The 24,264-nt window shown below is 29.9% G+C and carries 25 protein-coding genes, 1 tRNA gene and 1 pseudogene; 8 read left to right on the forward strand and 19 right to left on the reverse strand.

What is annotated here, in order from left to right; all coding sequences use genetic code 11:
- The first annotated feature begins 37 nt into the window (after positions 1–37).
- The gene (locus HYG84_RS04565) at positions 38–1,135 is read left to right on the forward strand and encodes a GerAB/ArcD/ProY family transporter (protein ID WP_212380949.1); all 1,098 of its coding nucleotides are present in this window, start codon (positions 38–40) and stop codon (positions 1,133–1,135) included.
- Positions 1,136–1,218: 83 nt separating this feature from the next.
- Here HYG84_RS04565 and HYG84_RS04570 read toward each other — a convergent pair whose 3' ends face one another.
- The 3 genes from HYG84_RS04570 to HYG84_RS04580 all read right to left on the reverse strand — a co-directional run bounded on the left by HYG84_RS04570 (position 1,219) and on the right by HYG84_RS04580 (position 3,943).
- Entirely contained in the window at positions 1,219–2,400 is a 1,182-nt protein-coding gene (locus HYG84_RS04570) for a hypothetical protein (RefSeq protein ID WP_212380950.1), read from the reverse strand.
- Between the two features lie 247 nt (positions 2,401–2,647).
- Positions 2,648–3,235 (reverse strand): TlpA family protein disulfide reductase, encoded by a 588-nt coding sequence (locus tag HYG84_RS04575; protein WP_212380951.1) that lies wholly within the window; start codon positions 3,233–3,235, stop codon positions 2,648–2,650.
- Positions 3,236–3,247: 12 nt separating this feature from the next.
- On the reverse strand, positions 3,248–3,943 hold the full coding sequence (locus tag HYG84_RS04580; RefSeq protein ID WP_212380952.1) for a cytochrome c biogenesis CcdA family protein: 696 nt from the start codon (positions 3,941–3,943) through the stop codon (positions 3,248–3,250).
- 391 nt (positions 3,944–4,334) lie between these two features.
- Here HYG84_RS04580 and HYG84_RS04585 point away from each other — a divergent pair.
- Positions 4,335–4,411: transfer RNA gene (locus tag HYG84_RS04585), tRNA-Lys, on the forward strand.
- 231 nt (positions 4,412–4,642) lie between these two features.
- The gene (locus tag HYG84_RS04590) at positions 4,643–7,408 is read left to right on the forward strand and encodes a calcium-translocating P-type ATPase, PMCA-type (protein WP_212382068.1); all 2,766 of its coding nucleotides are present in this window, start codon (positions 4,643–4,645) and stop codon (positions 7,406–7,408) included.
- Positions 7,409–7,538: 130 nt separating this feature from the next.
- Here HYG84_RS04590 and HYG84_RS04595 read toward each other — a convergent pair whose 3' ends face one another.
- Together HYG84_RS04595 and HYG84_RS04600 are read right to left on the reverse strand one after the other, a co-directional pair.
- Positions 7,539–8,390 carry a GNAT family N-acetyltransferase gene (locus HYG84_RS04595; RefSeq protein ID WP_212380953.1) on the reverse strand — a complete coding sequence of 284 codons (852 nt, stop codon included), beginning with the start codon at positions 8,388–8,390 and terminating at the stop codon, positions 7,539–7,541.
- Position 8,391: 1 nt separating this feature from the next.
- A complete protein-coding gene (locus tag HYG84_RS04600; RefSeq protein ID WP_212380954.1) occupies positions 8,392–9,000 on the reverse strand; it encodes a TetR/AcrR family transcriptional regulator in 609 nt (202 codons plus the stop codon).
- Between the two features lie 245 nt (positions 9,001–9,245).
- On the opposite strand from HYG84_RS04600, the gene HYG84_RS04605 reads away from it, so the two are divergent.
- On the forward strand, positions 9,246–9,683 hold the full coding sequence (locus tag HYG84_RS04605) for an Lrp/AsnC family transcriptional regulator (protein WP_249168714.1): 438 nt from the start codon (positions 9,246–9,248) through the stop codon (positions 9,681–9,683).
- 230 nt (positions 9,684–9,913) lie between these two features.
- The gene (gene kynU, locus HYG84_RS04610; RefSeq protein WP_212380955.1) at positions 9,914–11,197 is read left to right on the forward strand and encodes a kynureninase; all 1,284 of its coding nucleotides are present in this window, start codon (positions 9,914–9,916) and stop codon (positions 11,195–11,197) included.
- Positions 11,198–11,279: 82 nt separating this feature from the next.
- Here the strand turns inward: kynU and HYG84_RS04615 are convergent, their stop codons facing one another.
- Positions 11,280–12,212 (reverse strand): helix-turn-helix transcriptional regulator, encoded by a 933-nt coding sequence (locus HYG84_RS04615; protein ID WP_212380956.1) that lies wholly within the window; start codon positions 12,210–12,212, stop codon positions 11,280–11,282.
- 130 nt (positions 12,213–12,342) lie between these two features.
- Here HYG84_RS04615 and HYG84_RS04620 point away from each other — a divergent pair, with 130 nt between their 5' ends.
- Positions 12,343–12,765 (forward strand): pyridoxamine 5'-phosphate oxidase family protein, encoded by a 423-nt coding sequence (locus HYG84_RS04620; protein WP_212380957.1) that lies wholly within the window; start codon positions 12,343–12,345, stop codon positions 12,763–12,765.
- Between the two features lie 297 nt (positions 12,766–13,062).
- Here HYG84_RS04620 and HYG84_RS04625 read toward each other — a convergent pair whose 3' ends face one another.
- Positions 13,063–13,752 (reverse strand): Crp/Fnr family transcriptional regulator, encoded by a 690-nt coding sequence (locus tag HYG84_RS04625; protein ID WP_212380958.1) that lies wholly within the window; start codon positions 13,750–13,752, stop codon positions 13,063–13,065.
- 171 nt (positions 13,753–13,923) lie between these two features.
- Between HYG84_RS04625 and HYG84_RS04630 the strand changes: the two genes are divergently transcribed.
- The gene (locus tag HYG84_RS04630) at positions 13,924–14,613 is read left to right on the forward strand and encodes a YjjG family noncanonical pyrimidine nucleotidase (RefSeq protein WP_212380959.1); all 690 of its coding nucleotides are present in this window, start codon (positions 13,924–13,926) and stop codon (positions 14,611–14,613) included.
- 359 nt (positions 14,614–14,972) lie between these two features.
- On the opposite strand, the gene HYG84_RS04635 is transcribed toward HYG84_RS04630, so the two are convergent.
- The 10 genes and pseudogenes from HYG84_RS04635 to HYG84_RS20730 form a co-directional block, all read right to left on the reverse strand.
- Positions 14,973–16,307, reverse strand: coding sequence for a S41 family peptidase (locus tag HYG84_RS04635; RefSeq protein WP_212380960.1), 1,335 nt, complete (start codon positions 16,305–16,307; stop codon positions 14,973–14,975).
- Between the two features lie 261 nt (positions 16,308–16,568).
- The gene (locus tag HYG84_RS04640) at positions 16,569–17,246 is read right to left on the reverse strand and encodes an NAD(P)H-dependent oxidoreductase (protein WP_212380961.1); all 678 of its coding nucleotides are present in this window, start codon (positions 17,244–17,246) and stop codon (positions 16,569–16,571) included.
- Positions 17,240–17,812, reverse strand: coding sequence for a flavodoxin family protein (locus tag HYG84_RS04645; protein ID WP_212380962.1), 573 nt, complete (start codon positions 17,810–17,812; stop codon positions 17,240–17,242). The genes HYG84_RS04640 and HYG84_RS04645 overlap by 7 nt, the downstream gene beginning before the upstream one ends.
- The gene (locus tag HYG84_RS04650) at positions 17,813–18,337 is read right to left on the reverse strand and encodes a PadR family transcriptional regulator (protein WP_212380963.1); all 525 of its coding nucleotides are present in this window, start codon (positions 18,335–18,337) and stop codon (positions 17,813–17,815) included. It abuts the gene before it with no gap.
- Positions 18,338–18,708: 371 nt separating this feature from the next.
- A complete protein-coding gene (locus HYG84_RS04655) occupies positions 18,709–19,602 on the reverse strand; it encodes an EamA family transporter (RefSeq protein ID WP_212380964.1) in 894 nt (297 codons plus the stop codon).
- Between the two features lie 94 nt (positions 19,603–19,696).
- Positions 19,697–20,431, reverse strand: coding sequence for an AraC family transcriptional regulator (locus HYG84_RS04660; RefSeq protein ID WP_212380965.1), 735 nt, complete (start codon positions 20,429–20,431; stop codon positions 19,697–19,699).
- A gap of 208 nt (positions 20,432–20,639) precedes the next feature.
- Positions 20,640–20,852 carry a helix-turn-helix domain-containing protein gene (locus HYG84_RS04665; RefSeq protein ID WP_212380966.1) on the reverse strand — a complete coding sequence of 71 codons (213 nt, stop codon included), beginning with the start codon at positions 20,850–20,852 and terminating at the stop codon, positions 20,640–20,642.
- Positions 20,853–20,861: 9 nt separating this feature from the next.
- Complete coding sequence (locus HYG84_RS04670; protein ID WP_212380967.1) at positions 20,862–21,338, reverse strand: DUF2975 domain-containing protein; 477 nt, start codon at positions 21,336–21,338, stop codon at positions 20,862–20,864.
- Between the two features lie 328 nt (positions 21,339–21,666).
- The gene (locus tag HYG84_RS20605) at positions 21,667–22,023 is read right to left on the reverse strand and encodes a cupin domain-containing protein (RefSeq protein WP_330655578.1); all 357 of its coding nucleotides are present in this window, start codon (positions 22,021–22,023) and stop codon (positions 21,667–21,669) included.
- Between the two features lie 66 nt (positions 22,024–22,089).
- A pseudogene (locus HYG84_RS20730) lies at positions 22,090–22,221 on the reverse strand (helix-turn-helix domain-containing protein); the annotation flags it as partial.
- A 117-nt stretch (positions 22,222–22,338) separates the two neighbouring features.
- Here HYG84_RS20730 and HYG84_RS04680 point away from each other — a divergent pair.
- Positions 22,339–22,923, forward strand: a complete 585-nt coding sequence (locus HYG84_RS04680) for a LysE family transporter (protein ID WP_212380969.1) — start codon at positions 22,339–22,341, stop codon at positions 22,921–22,923.
- 63 nt (positions 22,924–22,986) lie between these two features.
- Here HYG84_RS04680 and HYG84_RS04685 read toward each other — a convergent pair whose 3' ends face one another.
- Both HYG84_RS04685 and HYG84_RS04690 read right to left on the reverse strand, forming a co-directional pair.
- Positions 22,987–23,205: a hypothetical protein gene (locus HYG84_RS04685; protein ID WP_212380970.1), complete on the reverse strand. Its 219-nt coding sequence runs from the start codon at positions 23,203–23,205 to the stop codon at positions 22,987–22,989.
- A 29-nt stretch (positions 23,206–23,234) separates the two neighbouring features.
- A complete protein-coding gene (locus tag HYG84_RS04690) occupies positions 23,235–24,005 on the reverse strand; it encodes a DUF2087 domain-containing protein (RefSeq protein ID WP_212380971.1) in 771 nt (256 codons plus the stop codon).
- Between the last annotated feature and the right edge of the window lie 259 nt (positions 24,006–24,264).

Here is a 24,264-nt window from a genome sequence, read left to right on the forward strand (position 1 = left end):
GACAAGTCATTTTTTTGTTAATTAAGGAGTAGAAACCATGAAAAAAGAAATAATTTCAACTAAACAAGGTATAAGTATAATGTTTATATTTTTGATAGGAACTACTTTAGTAGCTGGTACTACCAATAAAGCTCACCAGGATACTTGGATTTCTATATTAATTGCTGTAGTCATGAGCCTACCAATGTGCTTTGTATACTCAAGACTTCTTAAGCTTTTCCCTGGTAAGAGTTTATTTGATATTGTTGAAGAGATATTCGGAAGTATTGTTGGAAAAGCTATAACTCTTATTTTTATTTGGTACTTTTTTCATTTAGGGGCTTTAATTATAAGGAATATTACCGAATTTATTCAAATTATCTCCTTTGCTGAAACACCCCAGTTCTTTGTCGCTATATTTATTGCATTATTAGTTGTTTATATGGTTAAAAGTGGCATGGAGGTGTTGGCACGATGGACTGAATTTGTTCTTCCCATAATAATTTTTATAATTATTTTGACAATTTGTTTATCTGCACCAAAAATGAACTTTAATCATTTAAAACCAGTGCTATATAATGGATTTAAACCAGCTTTTCAAGGTGCTTATGCTCTGTTTGTATTCCCCTTTGCTGAAACTGTGATATTTACAGTTATTTTTAGCTCATTAGAACAGCAGGACAAGTGTTTTAAAGTGTATTCATTAAGCCTAATTATGTTTGGCATTATCTTACTGCTTGTAACACTGCGAAATATTTTGGTTTTGGGAATTGCAAATATAGACATCCTTTATTTCCCATCTTATTCCGCTGTATCTATGATAGATATAGGTAACTTTTTGCAACGCATCGAAGTAGTAGTATCTGTAATATTAATATTATCAAGCATTGCAAAGCTAAGTGTTTGCCTATTTGCAACAAGTATTGGTGTTTCAAAACTATTTAATTTTGATGATTATAAATTGGTAGCAGCTCCAATATGTCTTTTAATGTTAAATCTATCGTTCATTATTTACAATAGTACTATGGAAATGTTTGATTGGATAGGAACAACTAATTTATATTATTCAATACCATTTCAAATAATATTACCATTAGCTATTCTAATCGTTGCTGAAATAAAAATTAGAATAGGTAATTCAAATAATAGTTTATAAAAAAACAGGAACTTTTCTTCTACAATATTAAGAAGAGTTCCTGCTTTTTATATAATGATTATTAAATTAAGCTTTGTAAAAAATTACTCGATTACTGGTATTAAATCGTTAAAATATAAAGCATTTTCAGCATTTACATCAGGCATTGTAATATTTATATCTTTATTATTAATGTTATAAATATTTGTTTTAAACTTTATGCCTAATTTTATTATAGGTGCTTTTTCACCTAACATAGATTTTCCAGCTATATCAGTATTAATAAAAGTTTTTTCTATAGAACCTAAGTCAATGTTTAGGTCAATTACTCCTTCTTCATGAGTAATATATCCATCTTTATTTATACCATACTCTATAGTAATACCATTATCTCCTAAAACCTTCACTTTATCGAATTTATCCATAAACTCATTAAATTTCTTCTTTAGTTCTGGAACCTCTTCTTCAAACTTATTTAATCCTTGATTAAATTCTTCTTTAGCTGATAGTTTTTCACTTTCTTCTATCTCTACAATATCCATTACTGAATTCATATAGTCTTTTATAAATTCAACAGCATCTTTATTATCTAATAAATCGTTTACTGAATATCTAATAAGCTTTTTAAAAGCAGCATCATCTAGCTTTACTTCATATATAGATAATGACTCACCATCAACAGTCTTTTTACCTTTAGAATTTATCATTTTAAATCCAGGGTCAAAGTCTAGGTAGTGCTCCTTTACAAAATCAGTTAGTTTTGCTTCAATGTCTTTTCCAAGCTTAGCAAACTTACTGAAATCAACCTCTTCTTGACCTGCATTCATCATCTTACCTATGTCATATACTATGTATTCCTTGCTTTCGCTCTCTGGAGATAATGATGCCATCATAAGCTGAGGCATCTTAATGATTTCTATCATCTTAGGTGTCTCACCAGACATATCAGCATCAATCCATACCTGCATATCCATTTGCATACCGCCAAAGTTTACTCCTACTTTTGCTTCTGCCTTAGTTGCTGTTTTGTCTTTATTCAAGATCGCTTTTTGATGTGCATTAACTTTTAATCCATTAATCATGTTTACTATTTGTTTTGCCATTTCTTGATCTTCTTCTGAAAGATTGTCAACATCTACAGTAAAACTAATATCAGTTTTACTCTCCATAGATGTTATATCTTTAGATTTCTCGAAAGCCTGATATAGTTTTAATTCGTCACTTGTACATCCAACAAAAAGCATTGATACTACTAACAATAGTGATACAATTGATATTTTTTTCATTTATGTCCCTCCCATATTATATATGTATTCCTATAATTATACACCATATTCATCATATTACAATTTAACCTATTTTTCAATTAAAAATAAAAAAAGGTTACAGATTAGGAAATTCGAACTACTTAAGTCATTTTATTAAGACATTCTTAATTAGAAGTGTATATTACTAAAATTTATAAGCCACAGAAACCTTAGTTGCTATGGCTTATGTGGCTTGAAATTAGAGGTTAATAAACATAGCTTTCCTTTATTTGTTTTCCCTAATATGCTGTAAAGCTTGATTCATCTGCTCATATGTCATCATTCCTGGTACTGCCCCTTGAAAAATACCTTCTTCATCTACAAAATATGATGCAGGGTATCCACCTACTAGGTAAGTTCTAGCTATAGTCCCATCCTCATCTAAAACTACTTCAAAATCATATCCGCCTTCTTTAATATATTTTTCTACAGTTTCTTTATGTTCCATTACATTTACTGCTAAAACAACTAAATCTTCATTCTCCTTATCTAGTTTTTGTAAATCTGGCATTTCTATGTCGCAGTACACACACCAGGTTGCCCAGAAGTTTATAAGAACTATCTTACCTCTATAGTCTTGTAAGGATATTTCTTCCCCATCTAAATTTCTAAGAATAAAGTTTGGCGCTTCTTTTCCAACTTCTATTTCAAATACCTGCTTTTCTTGGCTTGCAACCTGATCTTCCTCATTTCTTTCCTCAACAGCATTATCTTGTGGTGGAATAACTTCTACTTTTTTTCCCATTGTCAAATAGTATAATCCTGCAAGCAATACTCCAATAAGAATTATTATTCCTATGCTTTTTTTATTCACTATGTGGCCTCCTTATATTAATAATCTACTTATATTTACAATCTTATTTAGAAATACTAGAGTTCCAAAAATTATCATAATAAGCCCACTAATTTTAGGAATATATATTATGAACTTTTCTGCTCTAGTAATAAATTTGCTAAATACATTTATAAATAATGCAGTTAATATAAAAGGTATTGCCATACCAATAGAGTATATTAATAGTAGATAAATCCCTTTTGAAACAGTAGCTGCTCCCCCTGCATAAACAAGTATAGATGCTAATACCGGACCAAAACACGGTGTCCAGCCAGCAGCAAAAGCCATACCCATTAAAATTGAACTAAACCAGTTAGTAATTTTTCTAGGTGCTTTAATTCGTTTTTCCATATTTAAAAACCTTAAATTTATAATACCAATCATTTTCAAACCAAAAACTATTATGAGAATACCACTAATCCTAGAAAACATTTCTTTATTTCTTATAAAGATTTTTCCTAGGAAACTAGCAGATGTCCCCATTGTTATAAAAATAATTGTAAATCCTATAACAAAACCAACGGTTCTTTTTAGTGCGAATAACCTTTTTGTCTCAAGTTCATTTTCCATACTAACTCCAGTAATATACATTATATATGCTGGAATTAGCGGAAGTATACACGGTGAAAAAAAGGACAAAAATCCAGCTCCAAAAGCTATTGATAATGAAACATTTCCTAAATCCATATCTCCCCTCCTAAAACATAAAATAAACGATAATAATTATTATAACATAATGATTATTTTAATATGATAACTATTTTCTATGTTATATATTATATTACTTCCTTTTTGTCTACTATCCTTAATTCATATAACTATATTCTTCTTCATCAACAGATAGCCTATGGGTAATAATATCTGTAGCGTCAAGCTTTACTTGTTCGGTTAGTTTTTACTATAGCATCTGTATTAAAGGGTTAATTTACCTAAATAAATCCAACTGCTTTTTCTCTTTAATCTATTGTCATAGAAGCATTCTATATATTGATGTACAATTATAGAATGTTTCTATATTTATTTACTCATATTGCAGCCTATGATAAAATAAAAAAGTCAAATCACTAATATATACTATGTTCCATTAGCTCAGCTGGCTAGAGCACCTGACTCTTAATCAGGGGGTCCAGGGTTCGAATCCCTGATGGAATACCAAAAGATGAAACCACCAATAAAAAGGTGGTTTTTTTATTTGTAACTAAAAATTACTCATAAAAATATAGATTTAAACATAGAGTTAATAGAGAAAACTTTATTAAAAAAGCTTACAAAAAGGACAACCCTTTATAACTTTAGTATTTAATAATCACTCAATATAATTATAATTCCTTGTATAGCTAAGCGATATCTCATGTATTAGTTTACTATTAAAGATTAGGAGGCATGATGATGTATTTCAATGAAGAAAAATCAGAAGTTCTAAAGAAACTTATGACTGATGAAAACCAAGGATTAAATGAAAGTGAAGTTAAGATAAGACAAGAAAAGTATGGTTTTAATGAATTTTCAAAAGGTAAGAAAAGATCTCCATGGGATGGCTTCTTTGATCCTATGATGATTATACTTTTAATTTCTGCTATTATTAGTGCATTAGTTGGTGAATACATAGATGCAATTGGTATAATGTTTGCCATAGTATTAAGTACTACAATAGGGGTCATAACAGAAGATAGATCTAAAAAAGCCGCAGAAGCATTGTCCAAGATTACAGATAACATTACTGTTAAATGTATACGGGATGGAGAAGTAAAGCTGGTATTAAAAAATAATTTAGTTCCAGGAGATATAGTATTGCTTGAAACAGGAAGCATGGTTCCCGCTGATGGAAGACTCTTGGAATCCATAGAACTTAAGGTTAGAGAGGACATGCTAACTGGTGAGTCCGATGATGTTAACAAGTGCGGAGATAAAGTTATAGAAATAGAAAGAATTGATTCTCATGGAAATGTGGTAATACAGGAACCTGTACCTGCGAAACAAATCAACATGGTATTTGGCGGTACTTTAATTGCATATGGTAGAGGAAAAATGGTGGTAACGTCAATTGGGGATTTAACTCAAATAGGTAAAATTGCCCAAAGTCTATACGATAACGACAATAATGAAACTCCGTTACAAATAAAGTTAGGACACTTAGGTGAAAAAATCGCTAAAATATCCGGTTCAATAGCAGGTATGTTATTTATATACATGATTTTCAAAATGATAATAAGTAAAGCGCTACATTTAGATATATCGGGTATATTACCTTTCTTGAAGTCTATGGAACCTGTTAAAAGTGCATTTGTAGTTTGCGTTGCCCTTATGGTTGCAGCTGTTCCTGAAGGATTACCAACGATGATAAATATGACCCTTGCAATTACAATGCAAAAAATGGCTAAAATAAATGCATTAGTTACAAAAAAAGAAGCCTGTGAAACTATAGGTTCCGTTTCAGTTATTTGTTCAGACAAAACAGGAACATTAACTCAAAATAAAATGACTGTGGATAAAGTATTTATAAATGGAGCATTTGTTGAAGAATATGATAGGAATGAAAGCTACTTTGTAGATAACTGTATTATAAATTCAACCGCAGATATAATCTACGAAAACAATCAATGGAATTACATGGGAAGTGCTACCGAATGTGCATTGTTGCTTTATTTAAAGGACAAGCAATACTACAAATACCGCAAAATAAAATCCATATTACACCAAATTCCCTTCACATCAAAGGCAAAGAGAATGGATACAATTATTCAAGATGGCAGAAACCATGTGCTTTTGTCTAAGGGGGCCCCAGAAATTATTTTAGAATCCTGTGATTATGAATATATTGATGGACAAATACTAAGGCTTACAAGTAAAAGAAAGGAATTTATTACTCAGCAGATTAAAAAACTTCAAACTCAATCTATGAGAGTATTAGGTTTTGCCTATAAAAATATGAGTAGTGTACATAGAGAAGTAGCCATAAGCTCCAATGCCTATGAACAAATAGCTGTAACAGTTGATGGATACAACTTTGAAAAAGGTCTAATATTCACCGGATTTGTAGGTATTAAAGATCCTCTAAGACCAGATGTTAAAGAAGCTATTGATATTGCTAAAGAAGCAGGCATTACCACTAAAATGCTAACTGGCGACAATATTAACACTGCTGTAGCTATAGGAAATGAGCTAGGATTATTGGATAATAATCATAGGGCTGTTGAATCTAGCTTTATAGATGCACTGTCCTATAGCCAATTAAAGGAAGAATTAAAGACAATATCAATAGTTGCTAGATCGAAGCCAGAAACCAAGATGAGAATAGTTCAAGCTCTTCAAGATAATGGGGAGGTTGTAGCTGTAACCGGAGATGGTATAAATGATGCTCCAGCACTATCCAAGGCAGATGTTGGTATATCTATGGGCATTGCAGGTACAGAGGTGGCAAAAAAGGCTGCTAGTATAATTTTAGCTGATGATAGTTTCAGTACCATAGTGAGGGGAATTCAGTGGGGAAGAGGAATATATGAAAACTTTCAAAGGTTTATTCAATTTCAGATTACAGTCAATATTGTGGCCTTTTTAGTCGCAATATTATCACAAATATTAGGAAAAGAAATGCCCTTTACTACTATTCAATTATTATGGGTAAATATAATAATGGACGGTCCACCAGCCCTATCTTTAGGTCTAGAGCCTGTTAGAAAAAATGTATTGAAAAGAAAACCTATTAAAAGAGATAGCAGTATAATAACAAAAACTATGCTTAAGACTATGATTGCAAATGCATGCTTAATTACTTCTCTATTATTAATACAAATGTTTTTTAATCCATTAGGTGTATCAACAAGCGTCTTTAGTAGGAATGGAAAATTTGTAGCTAATGAAATGCAAACTGCTTTGTTCGCCCTATTTGTATTTAGTGTGTTATTTAATGCTCTTAATTGTAGAGAATTTGGGTTAAACAGTATAATACCCAATCTTACAAAGAACACTATAGCTATAAAAATCATACTAGGTACTGGGTGTGCACAAATCGTACTTATGGAATTGTATAATAATTTTTTTAATACGGTCCCTATAGATTGGATTCTCTGGACAAAAATAATACTTATGGCCTCATCTGTTATTTGGATTAATGAGATTTTTAAGCTTGTTATAAGAACTATACGTTCTTAGACGATAAAAAAGCAGGAACCTTTCTTATTATATATGAAAAGAGTTTCTGCTTCTTTATTGTTATTTATATAAAAAATAATATATTATAATTAATTCTAGTACCTTTAAATACTATTTAACTCCAATTATTCTAGAGAATTAGATACATCTCATATTGAGATATTTCTTCTTTTTTAAAATTATTGCGCTTTACAAATCCAGCTAAGTTAGCATTATTAGGAAAGCTAATACTTAACTGCTTTAAGTTAAGCTCTATTAATGCTTTTCTAAGCATATTTCTTGCAATTCCTTTATGTCTTTCTGAAGGTTTTGTCCAAATAAAATAGATTTTTCCATTTGTGCTTAAGCTTAAGGCTCCTATAATCTCTGAATCTTTGTAAACTCCATAATGAACTAAGCCATCCAGTCTCTCAATATAATCAAAATCATTTTGCCAATTAATATGTGTGTCCTTTAATTGATTTGATAAGCTCTTAATAGCATTAAAAGAAATCTTTTTAATTTCTATTAAATCGTCTATCTCTTTATTTATATCTTTATTATTTTGACATGTATAGTAATTAATATCGTAAACTTTTTCATACCCTAGATTTCTATAAAAGTTTATTGCTCTATCATTTCCTACAATTACTTCTAAAAACATCTGTTTACAATTATTATCTATAGCTACCTTCCTATGTAATTCAAAAAGCTTTTTACTTACACCTTTACCCCGATAGTCAGGATGAATAGAAAGGGTCCCGCAACGAAGGGTTTTGACACCTTCATAATTTTTAATCCCTCCTAAAATCACTCCAATTGGCATACCTTGATAGAATGCAATATATGAGTATTCCAGTTGATTACCTTCAGGTCCAAAAAAACGTTGTAAAAATATTTCCTTAGACATCTCTATTTTGATAATATAATCAGAAAAACCTATTTGAAATGCATTGTATATACTCTCAAGTTCTACAGTACTACAGCAATCATATGTTATCATATTAATCCTCCTTTTCTATTTTTCTTAAAATCATGTCTGTATAGTTCTCAACTACTTCATAGGTTATTTCAATTCCCATTATACAGCTAGTGAATCCGATTCCATCCATTGTTGATAATATAATATAAACCATCGATGGTATATCAATATCCTCTTGGAATTCCCCATGATCAACTCCTTGTTTTAAGATTTTGGATAGATCGTCATAAAATAGATGATATCTTTTCTTTGCCTTATCAGACATATTAGGATTTCTAGCAAGTACAGACCAAAACTCAAATGTAAATCGAGCCATCCTCTGATGCTTATCTTCAAATAAACCTATTAAAGTCCAATGAATATAATTAATTATTTTATCTCTATTAGACATATCTTTCGGGAAACTTTCGATCAATCTATGTCTTTGTTCAAATCTATTTTCAGCAATCTCTAAAAAAATCTCCTCTTTACTCTTAAAATAATTATAGATTCCCCCTTTACTAATTCCGGATGCATTTACAATATCATCTATTGTAGTCTGTGCGTATCCACTTTCTGCAAAAACTTCAAATGCACACTGAATTATTTTATTTTTTCTAGTCTCTGCTGCTTCTTTACTGATTTTTGGCATAGGGTCCTCCTAAAAATTAGTTTGATACTCTTGCATAAACCTATATTTGACTTTAAGTTTATATTTATTATCAAAAAACGACCAGTCGGTCTTTTATTTGTATTATAAAATATATGATCTAATATATACAATAGTAATTTATACATTTTATTACTTTATGTTTTACACGCTAGTGGAATATTCTATCTATTTTAAAATTTTTATATTAAAATAATAATTAATAAAAAACTGTAGAGGATGATTTTATGATGGATGAAATAGATAAAAAGATTGTTGAATTATTACAGGATAACTCTCGTATTTCAATTACAGATATTGGGAAATTAATTAATCTTTCTAGACCAAGCGTTAGTGAAAGAATTGCAAGATTAGTTGAAAAAGGTATTTTAGCAAAATTTACAACCTATGTTCCTGCACATATGGTTGGTCATCAAGTTAGTTTCTTTATGGAGATTAGCGATTTAAAGGTTTCCTGCGATAAAATAGTTAACATTCTTCTTTCAAATGAATATGTAACTGAAGTTCATTGTGTAACTGGTAGTACTAATTATATTGCTAGAGCATCCATGCCAAGTATAGAAATGATGAACGAGTTTCTATCTGAGCTAATGAAATATAGTCAAGTTGTTACATCAATCATTTTACATTCACCCTTGGCTTATAGACCAATAAAGCCTCTTTAAACTAAATCTATAAAACCTATATTACTAGAACTTTTACTTGAATTTTGATTTAGTAGTCATAAAGTCACTTCTCCTATAATTCTGTATTCCTTCATGTTGTAGATTATCAATAAACAATACCTGCTTTTTGAAGGAAATGTACTGTAAACTAGTTCAAATCTCTATATTTAAATTCACCTATTTATGTTAGTATTTTTGTATAAAATAAAAACATTAAGGAGGAGTATGTTATGGGATATGAATTTAAAGATGGATTAGAATTTGCTAAAAAACTGGACAAATTAGATAAGCTCCATCATATTCGGGAACGTTTTTATCTAAATGAAGGTGAAATTTACATGGATGGAAACTCTTTAGGATTAAGCTCTAAGGATGCTGAAGAAGCCTTATTGAATATCTTTAATGTTTGGCGTAAGGAAGCAATCAAAATCTGGGGAGTTGAAAATGGCCGTTATTTTAATTTTTCCAAAAATATTTCAGAAAAATTTAAAAATTTAATTAATGCAGATGCGGATGAAATTATAGTAATGGGAAGTATCACTACAAATATCCATCAGGCGCTGGCTACTTTTTATAAACCTACGAAAGAAAAATATAAAATTATCGTTGATGAATTAAATTTTCCTACAGATATTTATGCTACTAAGAGTATAATCGAGCTGAAAGGTTACGAGGTTGAAGATGTATTAATTGTAGTCAAAAGCAGAGATGGGCGTACTATTTCTGAAGAAGATATTATATCAAAAATGGATGATGATGTTGCATTAATCTTATTACCATCAGTTCTATACCGTAGTGCACAGCTTTTAGATATGGAACTACTTACTAGAGAGGCCCATAAACGTGAAATTATTATTGGATGGGATTTAGCCCATTCAATCGGATCTGTTCCCCATGACTTTAAAAAAATTGATCCTGATTTTGCAGTGTGGTGTTCGTATAAATATCTAAATGCTGGACCTGGAGCAACTGCCGGTATGTATATAAATAGAAGGCACTTTAATAAAAGTGCTGGCCTTAAGGGCTGGTTCGGAAATAAAGATGAAAGTCAATTTCTTCTAAATCATGATTTTGATCAAGACAAAGATGCCAATGGATGGTTACTAGGAACTCATAATATGTTTTCAATGGCACCATTAGATGGAGTTCTAAATATCTTTAATGAAGTTGGCATAGAAAATATACGTGCTAAATCATTGCATATTACTGCATATTTAATGTATTTAATCGATAATAAATTATCTAAATATGGATACTCGATTGGTAATCCTCGTGAGGATCATCGTCGAGGGGGACATATTTGTTTAGAACATGATGAAGCCTATCGTATAAGTCTAGCCCTACGTGATAATAAAGTAATTCCCGATTATCGGGAGCCAAATGTTATTCGCCTAGCTCCTGTTGCCTTATATGTTTCTTATGAAGAGTCATATCATCTAGTAGAAATTCTTGAAAAAATTGTTAGGGATAAAGAGTTTGAAAAATATTCATTAAAGAGAGTAACAGTGTTGTAAATGAAAAATCATAGACTTTCCCATATACAATGTATCTATTATATTCTGAAATTCAAGTTTCTATTATATTCTTTTATAGATATTATTTATCATAAATGTTTGATAATTTTTTAATACGATGGATAAGCTCTCTACGTACATTTTCAGGGGCTAAACATTCACATTTATCTCCAAAACCTAGCAAAATATTGTATCCTAAGTCATCTTCTACAAATGGAAAATCAACCATAAATTGATTACTCCCATAAGGCTGGATATTTTCTTCCCCACAACGTTCAACGATTTGTTCTCTAAGAGACCAATCAACTAAAAGCTTAATTGTGATAAGTCTTTTATCTATCCACCCAGTTCCATCTAACGGTTTTGCGTAAAATTCTCGTGGTACAAATGTAGAATCTAAGATTTCAAGATTTGAAATTCGAGATAGTTTAAAAACACGAAAATCTTTCCTCAAAGTGCAGTAACCTTGTAAATACCAATTTGCCTCTTTTAATACCAATTTATAAGGTTCAATGCAACGGTTGCTTTTTTCTCTGCCACCACCATAATATTCAAATAATAGATACTTACTGTCATTTAGAGCTTTTTTTATTTTTTCAAGATTTGGTTGGAAATTCTTATTACCCATCCATGTGGTAAGGTCAATGGTTATTTGGTTTGATTTTAATTCAACATCCCTAAATTGTTCTTTTGGAAGTAGGCTTTTTACTTTTTCTAGTGTACCTATAATTTCTTTATGAGATAGAGTTGTTGAAATACTTCCAAGTCCCATTAAAAGTGTTGAAATATCTGAAGTAGTAAAAAATTTTTTATCCACTTTATATTCAGGTGTTATGCTAATACCACCATTAACACCAGTGTGAGTAATAATCGGTATACCTGCTAAAGATATTGTTTCTATATCCCTATATATAGTTCTAGGTGTAACCTCAAACATTTCAGCAAGTTTTGTTGCACTGATTTTTTCACAATTCAGCAACACCATAATTATGGACATTAATCTATCTATTTTCAATTGCATAGCTCCTTAAAATTATTTATGCACTCATTTTATAACCTTGACATAATGGTGTCAAGGTTTGTGTGCTATATTAAAATTACAAAATGTATTCTATGACATAATAAATTTATAAGGAGGAACAAAAATGGACTTTTTACGAGAATTTAATAGGATTATGGTAGAGCAAGGTGAGATAGCTTTAGCAACTTGCGTAGACAATATCCCAAATGTTAGGATTGTAAATTTCTATTATGATACTAAAAAGAAAGGGGTAGTGTATTTTTCAACCTTTGGAGATAATCTAAAGGTTGGCGAATTTTCTAAAAACAATACAGTAGCATTTACTACTGTTCCGACTAAGGGGAATGAACACGTTCGAGTTACTGAGGCAATAATTCAAAAAAGTAATTTAACAATATATGATTTAAAAGATGAATTTGGTAAAAAAATTCCTGATTATAAAATGACAATAGAACAAGTTGGAAGTCAGTTAGCTCTTTATGAAATTCATTTTAGAGAGGCTATGGTGACATTAGATTTTACTCACTACGGGAATATAACTCTATAATCTCAAAACAATTGAGTGAACTTTTTACAAAAATTAACTTTTTACAAGAATTATAAGTATCTAAATAATTTCAACTGCACTTTATATACTTTTCAGGTAGATAAGATTCTCTCTATATAGGAACTGTCCGACTAACTTTTACAGGTAGTCGGGCAATTGCTTTACTAATAAATCAATTTATTATATATAATTTCGTCTGCAATTTATAAAAATATCATCTTCACATACTATCTTGTCATTGTTTACAACTACATCTTTGTAAAATTGTTTACTCATATTTTTTACGATGTTCTAACATTATATGGATTTTATATACAAGTTTTTAGATAATTCTCGAAGTCTATTCTCATCTAATATATATATTGTTTTATTGTCACATTTTATAATTGATTTTGATTCAAGCTCTTTAAAGGTTCTATTTAAGTGCCTATAAGTTGTTCCTAAGAATTGAGCAATTTCTAAGAATGATGAACTTAAAATTATATAGTTTTTATCTGTTATATGCTCAACTAAATAGCTGGACAGTCTATTTATAAGCGGATATACAAAGTTATATGAACTATTATTAATGGTTGCATAAAGCTTTTCGCTTAAAGAGTCTATTAAGTGATGTAAAAACTTTAAATTATCTAAATATTCTTTTCTAAGTATATCTGAAGGTATTGCTATCAAATAAGTATCTTCTATTGCATCAATGTTACAGAGTATAGGAATGTTTCTTAAAAGCTCTAGATCTCCTACTGAATTAAACTCTGTATAAAACTTTAAAAGCATTGATTTACCGTTTTCAAAAAGATAAGAGATTTTGATTTTTCCGTCTACAAGTAAATAGTAATATTCAAGACTAGACTCTGCTTCCAATATATATTCATTCTTTTGATAAAAGTGAAGCTGCGCATGTTTTAGTATATCTTTATCAAATATACTTTCTATATTATGCTTAACAATATAGTGATTTAAAAGGTTATTGTTTGAGATTCTTTTCATAGGTCCTCCTTAGCATGACATATGTCATGTACAAATTTATATAAATATAATATTTTATTTATAAAGTATTGTAAAGCATATGAAGGATTTATATACGTATAAAAACCTAGCTCTTATAAATAGTATTATACTTACTATAATTAAAAAACTGACTATATGGGGGGAATTATTATGAGGTACGAGATTATAATATTTGATGCAGACGAGACTTTATTTGATTTTAAAAAATCTGAGAGAGATGCTTTTAAAAATACTATGCTTGAATTTGATATAGAGTACGATGAAAATCATCATTTAAAAATATACACGGATATAAATATGGCCATATGGAAAGAGTTTGAAGATGGACTTATTAATCAGAAGAAATTAAAGGTAGAAAGATTTAAAAGATTGTCGGATAAATTAAATGCTGGATTTGATGAGACTGCATTTGCAAAATCATATATAAAACATTTATCTAATGCATCCTTTTTATATGACGATACTATCAACCTTGTAGAAAGCCTGCATAAAGATTATAGACTTACTATAATTACTAATGGTCTTACAGATGTTCAGGATAATAGAATAAGAAAATCTATTATAGCAGAATTCTTTGAGGATATAGTAGTATCTGAGGAAGTTGAAGTATCAAAGCCAGATCCTAAAATATTTGAACACGCTTTAAACAATATAAAGCATACTGACAAAAGTAAAGTATTGATGGTAGGAGACAGCTTAACATCTGATATACAAGGTGGAATAAATTTTGGTATAGATACATGCTGGTTTAATCCTAATAAAATTGTCAATAAGACTGGAATAAAACCTACCTATGAGATTTCTAATCTGATGGAGCTTAAGAATATACTTGGAAAATAGATATAAATTATGAAATACCTAAATTTTAGAAACTATATTACATCAATTGCCCCAATACTGAAATAGCAACTATGCTATGGATTGAGCCTATTATTAAGGGCAGTATAAAAAATATGCCAACCTGTTTTGAAACTGACTTAGATATTTCTAAATCTGTAGTACCTACTTTTTTAAGTATTTGATATTTATTCTTATCTCTAAAGGACTCACTTAAAATCTTAAAGTAGATAATACTGCTCTATATTATACTATTTAACATATAAAATATAGTAAACGCCCCTATTGCAGATGTACAACATTATTTGTAATAGGGGCTTTTAACATAGCTTTATTCACTTATAATATTTCTTTTATTTTTTCTACTTCGATTTAATCAGTTCTATGGTTTTAATTAATGCGTCTTCTGAATAATCCACATAGATATCCGGTTCTAAAACTCGTTCACTATCTTTGGTTTCATCTGGCCTAGTCCATTTCTTATATGAAATTTGACCATCCAACTTTGAGTTTTTTAATTCAAATTGTAACACGTCTCCAAAGGAAGAAGGCATATTTCTACTGGGACGTCCTACGATAGTACCTAGTTTTCCGTCCTTCACCCATGTAGCAAGCCATTGAGCCGAGCTAAAAGTTTGCTCGTTTGTAAGTATATATAGATTTATATTCTCATTCCGTACTACATCATTACTCCTGTCATATGATATAAACCCGCTTTTTCTCCAGTAACCATATTGCTCCTGCGCTAATGGCGAAAACCTTATTATAGATCCAAAGTGACCTGGTTCTATTTTCACCGAATCTAGAAGCATATTACTCGCTCTTGAAGCCCCGCCCGGATTATCCCTTACATCTATGATTACATTTTCTATACCAGCATCAACAGCCTGTTTTAAATCTTCTGCAACCTTATTTAGATTTTCATTCAATTCACAAAGCCCAAACTTTACATATATAGTATTATCATCTATTTTTTTACTTGAGATTTCATAATCCATAGAATACATGTTATCCCCATAGTGTAATTTTGTTTGTATATCTTCTTCCGAAGTTCCACTCATGACGGTTACAAACATATCCTTTGTACAATCAACCCCTGAATATTCTAATACTTCCTCGCTCTTTGAGTAAATACTATAATTTATGCTTTCAGCTACATAGTTTTCTGCAGGGAAAAGTTCTTTTACTGTATTGATTATATTGTGAATGTCAACACCATTGATTTTGGTTACAATTTTATTTGTTGATTCATTATTTTCATCAAATAAAATCAATTGACCATCTAAATATCTCCAATTTATATCCAAGAACTTCATTTCTCTCCAACTCAGTCCTGTGTGTCCATCCTGTATGGAGGATAAGTATCTACTAACAGAAAATCTAAATTCATCTACTGTCATATTTTTATTTGTATCATGTAAAAACCTATCTTTAGCTTCTTTATATTTTTTCGTTTCTCCCTCTAAAAAAATCGGATGTGTAGTTTCCATGATTTCTATCATCTGTTCTACATCCGCCTTTACCTCTAGCTCATTTAGTTCTTTGCTTAAGATTACTTCTCCACTAGTCTGATAAGGTTTAGGTTTGTGTACTGAAATAAAAGGCATGTTATAATATCCATACAAAAAGATTCCACCTAACAAAATCACTATGCAACCCAATGCTATCCCAATAATTTTACCCTTTTTCTTGTTCATAATCCTTTATTTCACCCCTTTAAAATTATTTCATAAGTGAATTTCCAGATACTATACTCATTATAAATACTATAGATAGGCAAATGATGGATTACAGGCTCTTTCGAGAGTAAGATATCCGCGCTGAAAATCATCCCTTTTTTATGATAATTAACATCCTAATTATACCATAATTAAAACCGAAACACCGTCAATATATGGCTGGGTATAAGAAGCATAAACACTTAAGGTTTAATTATCAAAATAGAACTGTGATATTCTTTATTCTTTTATATAGGGCTTTGCGTATAGGCTTTTATGTGCATTAAATTTCTTAGCCTGAGTTTTCCAACCTCTATTTGCCATTAATGTGTATAGCCATATAGGCATTAATTTACTTGACATCATATCACTGGCCTCTAAAGGAATACTTTTATTATTAGTTATTGCCTCTATAGTCATATCTAGAGCTTTTACTATATTTCTAGTCATACCACCTAAATCTTTAATGGGCATACCATCTATTGCAGGACCTCCTCCCATGGCAAGTCCTCCAAGCCAATCAAAATCAGTTTTATCTGCAAAATTTTTACATATCTTAAGGGCAGTATCATTATGAAAAGATTCAGGGAACCCACTATTTATAATAGATATCATGCTTTGTTTTTTTACACTTTCCCTTTCCTTTCTATTTTCACCTATAAGCTCAAAGGCCTTAATTAATGGTGATGGCAAACTATCTACATATGTAGGAGAAGAAACTATAAGTATATCAGCATCATTAACATTATGAAAAAGTTCTTCTACATTATTTTTAAGTATAGAAATTATATGGAGCTTGTTACATTTATACCCATTTTCATATAATCCTTCAAGCAAATAGCTTCCCAAGGATTCAGAGGCGCTTTTCTTTAATTTAGGACTTCCTATTAATAACAAAGCCTTTTTCTCCCTTAACATGTTCTTACCTCCATAACATTTAATTTTTCTTTTAATTGATATTTAATATCCTTTCCTAAAATATTCTTTATGGCGCCTCCACTAAAAGAACTGTACCAATTTAAGCTATTTCTCTTAATAAGACTATTAAATATTTCTTCCATCTCATTATCTTCATGTGGCATTATTCCTAATACAATTACATCTGGATAGTTTTTATACCGTTCTTTATGATGTACTTCTCCATTAATTTTTTTAAAAAAGGGAAGAAGTAGGGGAATGATCCTATCTACAGCTTTTTTCAACTCAGATGAATATCCTCCATATACGACAGGAGTAAGATAGATTACAATATCTTTATTAATAATAGTTTCTGTAAGTATCCTTCCATAATCGTCTATTACACAAACTCCCGGAGATTTTATCCAGCAGCCAAAGCAGCCTATACATTCTCCTATTTTCTTTTCGTGGAGCAATATAGATTCTACTTCATAGCCTTGTTCAATAAGTATCTCTTCAGCAAATTTATTTATTGTTGCCATACTTTTGTCTTCTTTTAATGCACCGTTAAGTATTAATGCTTTCATTTACAGCTGCCTCCCATCTTTATTTAAATCATCTAAAAATTTTTCGTACCAACCAACCATAAATTTTAGATGATCTATTCCAAAATAAAGTGTTGATATTTCAAAATAACCTGCTTTGTGCTTAATTTCAGTTTCAAGTTTTCTGAGTTCTTCTAATTTTCTATTAATATCTTCTATCAGTTGTTCTATAAGCTTTGAAACCTTTTCCTTTGGAAGTTTTTCATAAAAAAATATTTTAACAAGGATATCTTCATAGGATCTCATAAAGTCTATAGGCTCTTCTAGCCATTTAAGAAATACATCCTCTCCAGTTTCATTAATAGTATATATCTTTTTGTACTTCCCATTTTCTATAACCTTCGTAGAATTTATCAATCCATCATTTTCCAGTTTATTTAGTGCAGGATAAATACTTCCAAAACTTGCGTTCATAAAGTTTGAAGTACTCTGAATCATTGCTTGCTTTATATCATATCCTGTTAATTCTTTATAGGTTAGAAAACCTAAAATCATAAATTTTATCACTCTTATCATTCCTTTTTAGTCTTTAGTAATAATATATCCATATAATATATATCGTATTGATATATATTATATAGGTATATAGAATAAAAGCAACTATAATATTAAATTTCTAAAACTTTTGCATATGATTTTGCCTTTAAATAGAAAAACATCTATCTTTAAAGATAGATGCTCAATCTAATATTTTTACTATATTTATATTTTAATCTTACTTAATATCTAACTTCAAAAAATCATCAAATGTAGCCATATTCTATGTCCTTCCTTCTTCTACAGATATTTAATAAATAATGTCATACTATAACAAAGCAAAATAGTGTTTTACATATAGTATAACTATAGTGTTTTAAACTTAGTCCTAGGATTTAGATTTACAGTGCTCTTATTCTATCTTTTACCTTTTCTTTTTCTGGGTAAGAATTTATTATTAATCCACAAAATAAAAATAAAACACCGAACATAGAAACATATGTCAGATTTTCATTAAACACAACCACTCCAAGAATAGCTGCAGTAAGTGGTTCTGCTAATGTTAAAGTAACAGCCTTAGGTGTTGAAATACTAACAAGTCCATAAGCAAATAAAGTATATGCTAAAGCAGTTGCTACTACTCCTAAGTGTAGCGTTGTCATAATTCCACGTGTAGATATTACCCAACTTAAGTCGTTCATAAATAAAATAGGTGATAATATAACTGCACTTATAAAGAATACTAATCCATTAACTGCATCTCTCGGTGAATTCTGAAATAACTTTTGTGATACTTTTACATATACTGCATATGATAATCCTGCTCCTAAGGATAAAATCAAGCCTAATATGTTCATATTAATAAAATTTTGCCCAGCGAAAAGTAAAGTACATCCAATAATGGATACTATAGTACCTACGATCCACCTTTTACTAAGTTTTCCCCCCATAAAATATTCAATAACACCTGAAAAAACAGGTGAGCTTCCTAATGCTAAAGCCGTGCCAAGTGCAACGCCTGTTTTGAATACTCCTAAAAAGAATAGAGGTTGATAAACTGCCATGCATATAGATGCTATTAATAGTAATTTTTTATCTAATTTAATTTTTGTTTTAAATGCTCCTCTAAGTTTTGCCACCAAAAATAAAGCTGTCCCCCCTATTGCGATACGCAGTGCACCAATTACAATTGGTGTAGCATTTTCTGGAGCAAAAGCTTGTGTAGAACCTGTGGTTCCCCATAGTATGGCTGCCATTAGTACGAATACTTGTGCTTTTATATTCGATTGTTTCATAATTTTATCTTCCCAATACATTTATATAGACTTCAGACTTTAAAATCTAAGTCCTTACAATCATTATAAAATGTATAAGCACAAAGTTCTTTACTTAAATTGAGGAGTTTTTGTCTATTTCTCGGTACTTTTTACGATACGCAGTTGGTAATAATTCTTGATGCTTTATAAATAGTCTAGTAAGGGATGATTGTTGCTTATATCCAACAAGTTGTGAAATCATAAGTAAACTTAAGTCTGTACCTATCAAATATTCTTTAGCTTTTTCTAATCTTAGTTTTTGAATGTATATATTCGGTGTCATCCCAGTTTTTTTATTAAACCATTCAATATAATAAGATACATTAAAATTTTCAATTACTGCTAATTTATCAATTGATATTTGATTCTGAAAATTATCATGAATATACTGTATCGAAATAGGCCTTACTTCATCGAGTAGAAAACTACAGGCATAGTTCACTAAATCATATAGTCTTCTTCCGTTTGGATTTCGTACTTCTTCATGCAGAAGATATCTTATTGCTTTCCATCTATCATCCAAAATCTGATGCATTTCACACTTAAACGTATCCGCTAATAAAGCTAAACTAATTTCTCTTGGAATATCAAGTACTAAAAACTTATTTATACCATTTGAGTAGTATGAATGATAACACTTAGGTGGTAGAAAAAACAAATGATTTTCATCTAAGCTTAGTTCATACTTATCTGTTTTTATAGATAAACTACCCTGTAGTGGAAGTATTAACTGACTATAAGAATGATTATGTGCATAAGTTTTTTCTATATATGTCCTCGTTTCACATAATAAATTATTTGATTGCATAGTTTCCTCACCCAACCTCTTTAATTGCTTTTTTCTATAATAAATAGTATAATTGCTCTTTTAAAAATGACATCCTATTTAAAAGCTATCCATTCTTTAATTTACACTATATAGTTGATATAAAAAAGCAGTAGATTTTTATAGTAAGAATCTACTGTTTTTTAATCTTTACACAATATATAGCATCTATAAAATCTTTGCACTAAATTTAGTTATAATCCTCAATATATTCTAATATATCTCCTGGTTGGCAATCTAAAGCTTTACATATTGCATCTAAGGTAGTTAACCTTATAGCTTTAGCCTTTCCATTTTTAAGAATAGAAATATTAGCCATAGTTATACCTACTCTTTCTGATAGCTCGGTAACACTCATTTTTCTCTTAGCTAACATTACATCAATATTAATTATAATAGCCATATTATAACCTTATATTGTAAAATCATTTTCATTTTTAATTTCAACCACCTTTATAAGTAATGCTTTAAGTACCGCTGCAAATATGGATATGATAGACGCAACAAGAATAATTATTAATCCTAATAAAAACAACCCAGGAGGTAGTGCATTTTCTATGCTAAGATAAAAAATCCCTATAATATAGAGTACTATTACACTTATAGCACATAATGTGATTACTCTTAATGATTTGCATGCATCTTCAGTAAAGGCACCGTCTTTTCCAATAAGCTTAACCAATTTAAATGTTTTAAAAATAGCTAGGTAGAATGGGATACATGTTAAATAAATACCAATAAGTATTGGGTACTTTAAATAAGCAACCTCAGGATTTAATTCTGCACTAATTCTAGCCATATCTGGTAACCAAAATATACAAAGTAGCAAAATAACTATTCCAATAAAAGTAATATACATCCTTAATACATTTAACATCCATCTTTTCATATTATCACATCCTAACTATATTATACTTGTAGTATATCAATATTATTGTTCTTTTAGAATATATTTTTATTGTAATTCGATAAATATTTTTTTGTAAAATAATGCGCCACAGGTTTTTAATCTCAAAAATAATTATGGATAATATATACAAAATATTTACTATTACAATTAGATATACGTACTAGTTTAATTTTTTCACATTGTTTTATTAGATATATTTAGGGATATATTTATGCTAATAAAATTATAAAAAACTTCTAATAGCACAAAGTATCTACCAATAATTAAGCTACATTATCCTAGCCTTACTAATAAGCCAAGCGAAATTCTATATTGGATAGTAAATAACCATACTTAATGAGCAAATTATATCGTCGGTATTTTTATAAGCATGAGGACTGTCTGCCTTAAAACGTATGGAATTACCAGCTGTTACAACAAAATCTTCACCATTTATATTAATAGTAAGATTACCGGAAAATACAGTGATGAATTCCTGTGTACCTTGTTGGTGAGCTTCTGAAGATAGATAACCTTTAGCATCAGCCTCAATGGAATACATTTCAAATCGTGTAGCGCTGTTAAATGGGAACACAGGAAATATTCTGATCCTGCCGTTATCCTCAACAAGTGGCTGCACCTGAGACTTATCTACGATTTCAAAGTCAGCCTCAGGCATACTCATAAGTTGGGTACATGATATTTTAAGCCCATTCGCAATCTTCCATAACGTCGACACAGTAGGGTTCACTTCACACCGTTCAATCTGACCAAGCATACTTTTGCTTACACCAGTCAGCTTTGAGACATTGTCGAGGCTAAGTGTCTTTTCTGCACGAAACTTTTTTAGGTTCTCAGCAATAATAAAATTAAGTTTTTCCAAAATTTAACCTCCAATCTATTGACAGTATAGTATACAAATAGTATCATTATACTGCACAGTATGATATATTGTTCTTTTCGTATATTATACGATACAATAATTAGGAGGTAAATATCTATGACAAATTTAGCAGCATTTTTATCCTATATCCTTGTTGCAAACTTTGCGCCCGGACCCAATACTATTATATCAATGTCAAATGCAAGTCTATACGGATTTAAGAAAAGCATAATGTTTAATGTAGGCGTATTCTTTGGTGTCTTTATTATATTTGCTCTAAGCAGTATTTTCAGTGTGGCGCTTTACGATTTTATTCCATCAATCAAATCAATTATGGCTTATATTGGTGCATCTTATATACTATGGCTTGCATGGCAAACCTACAAGAGCAAACCTCGTAGTGAGGAAAAAACGCAAAAACGTACAAACACATTTTTATCTGGACTACTTTTGCAGTTTGTAAATCCAAGCGTTATCATTTACAGTCTTGCAACCATCTCAACATTTATCGTACCATATTACAAATCTGTGTTTATGCTTGCAAGTTTTTCTGTAATTCTTGCTTTTGTTGGTTTTGTAGGAACCTGCTGCTGGGCATTGTTTGGCTCTATATTCCAAAAATTTCTTGTGAAAAATTATAGAACCGTTAATATTGTTATGGCACTGCTACTTGTCTATTGTGCAGTTTCATTGCTTCTTTAATTAATAACTATTTTTAAAATCAAAAAATAATAAAATCTAATACACTATAGTATAGGCTCGAATCTATATTCGTATGATGCTAGAAAAACTAATGGCAGTTTCTAAAAGCAACTTTTCATATCCCTTTCCTCTAACTACTTTAATTAAAGCTAAATCAAATTCGTCAGATTTGAATTGCTTATCTATATCTTCATAAGATAATTTATTTGTTTTATTTCTATTTATAAACTGAATCAACTTCTCTACTTCAAATTTATTTAATTCTAAATAGTTTTTAATCATGCCCCCATCCCCTTTTTAATACTCGTCATTTATTCTTTTACCCAATAAGTACTACAGTCATTTGTTCTTTCAATAAATCCGTATTCTATTAACGCCCTTCTTATAGTTGCGTAATCTTCATATATTCTTTTTAAAAGTCTATTAACTTCTTTTTCTGAATAAGTCTTTCCTTTAGAAAAATTTTTAACTATCTCTTTTAATACTATAATTTTCTTTTTTTCTTTAGCAGGATAGCTTTTCAATGCTCCTGTTTCATCAATATACGTTTTAAGAATACCCTCTTTTTCCTTATCAGTAATATTATATCTATCATCTAAAGTTGTTGCTGTTTTATGAGCATCACATATAATCTCTTTATCCAACTTATTAATTTTTTTATTTGTATTTTCTGAAAGAAGACTCATCAAAGCTAAAAATAATTTTGCTTGTTTTTCTTTTTCTCTTAATTTATAACGATGGTTTCTAATAGTCGATTGAGCAACTCCAAGCTTCGCGGCAACCTCCTTATCAGATAGCCCTTGCGATATAAGAGTCAGTACTTCTCTCTGTATATCTGACAATCCTGTAAAAGCAGAATTCATCCCCAATAAGTAGCCAAGCATTGAATCATGGGTTGCTTCTATATGAAATTCTGCTGTCTTCCTTGCATCATATAATTCTGAATTTATTTCATATATACGTCCCTTTTGAAATGCTCTTTCACAAATTATGCATTTGTATTCTTGGTCATTCTCTACCAAACCACTTTTTAGCTCTTCTATTGTGGCACTCCAAAATAATTCCTTTGATTTTATATCCATAAAACTCAATTCCTTTCAATATCAATACTATTTATTTTATTTACATTATACGTTATTTTTGATAATTTGTCTATACATAAGTAAACATATGCATTATTTGTTTATTTGAAGTCCTTTGATGCTTAAATTAAGTTCTTTGGTTCTAACATAGTAGTTAGGGGCAAAGAGGAAAAAACACAGATTATGTATTTCAATTGACATATAACAGATTAACCTTATATTATATAATTGATATTAAAAAATTAGTAATTTTAAACAG

Origin of the sequence: Alkaliphilus sp. B6464, assembly GCF_018141165.1 — a bacterium.
In the GTDB taxonomy this organism is placed as follows: Bacteria; Bacillota; Clostridia; order Peptostreptococcales; family Natronincolaceae; genus Alkaliphilus_B.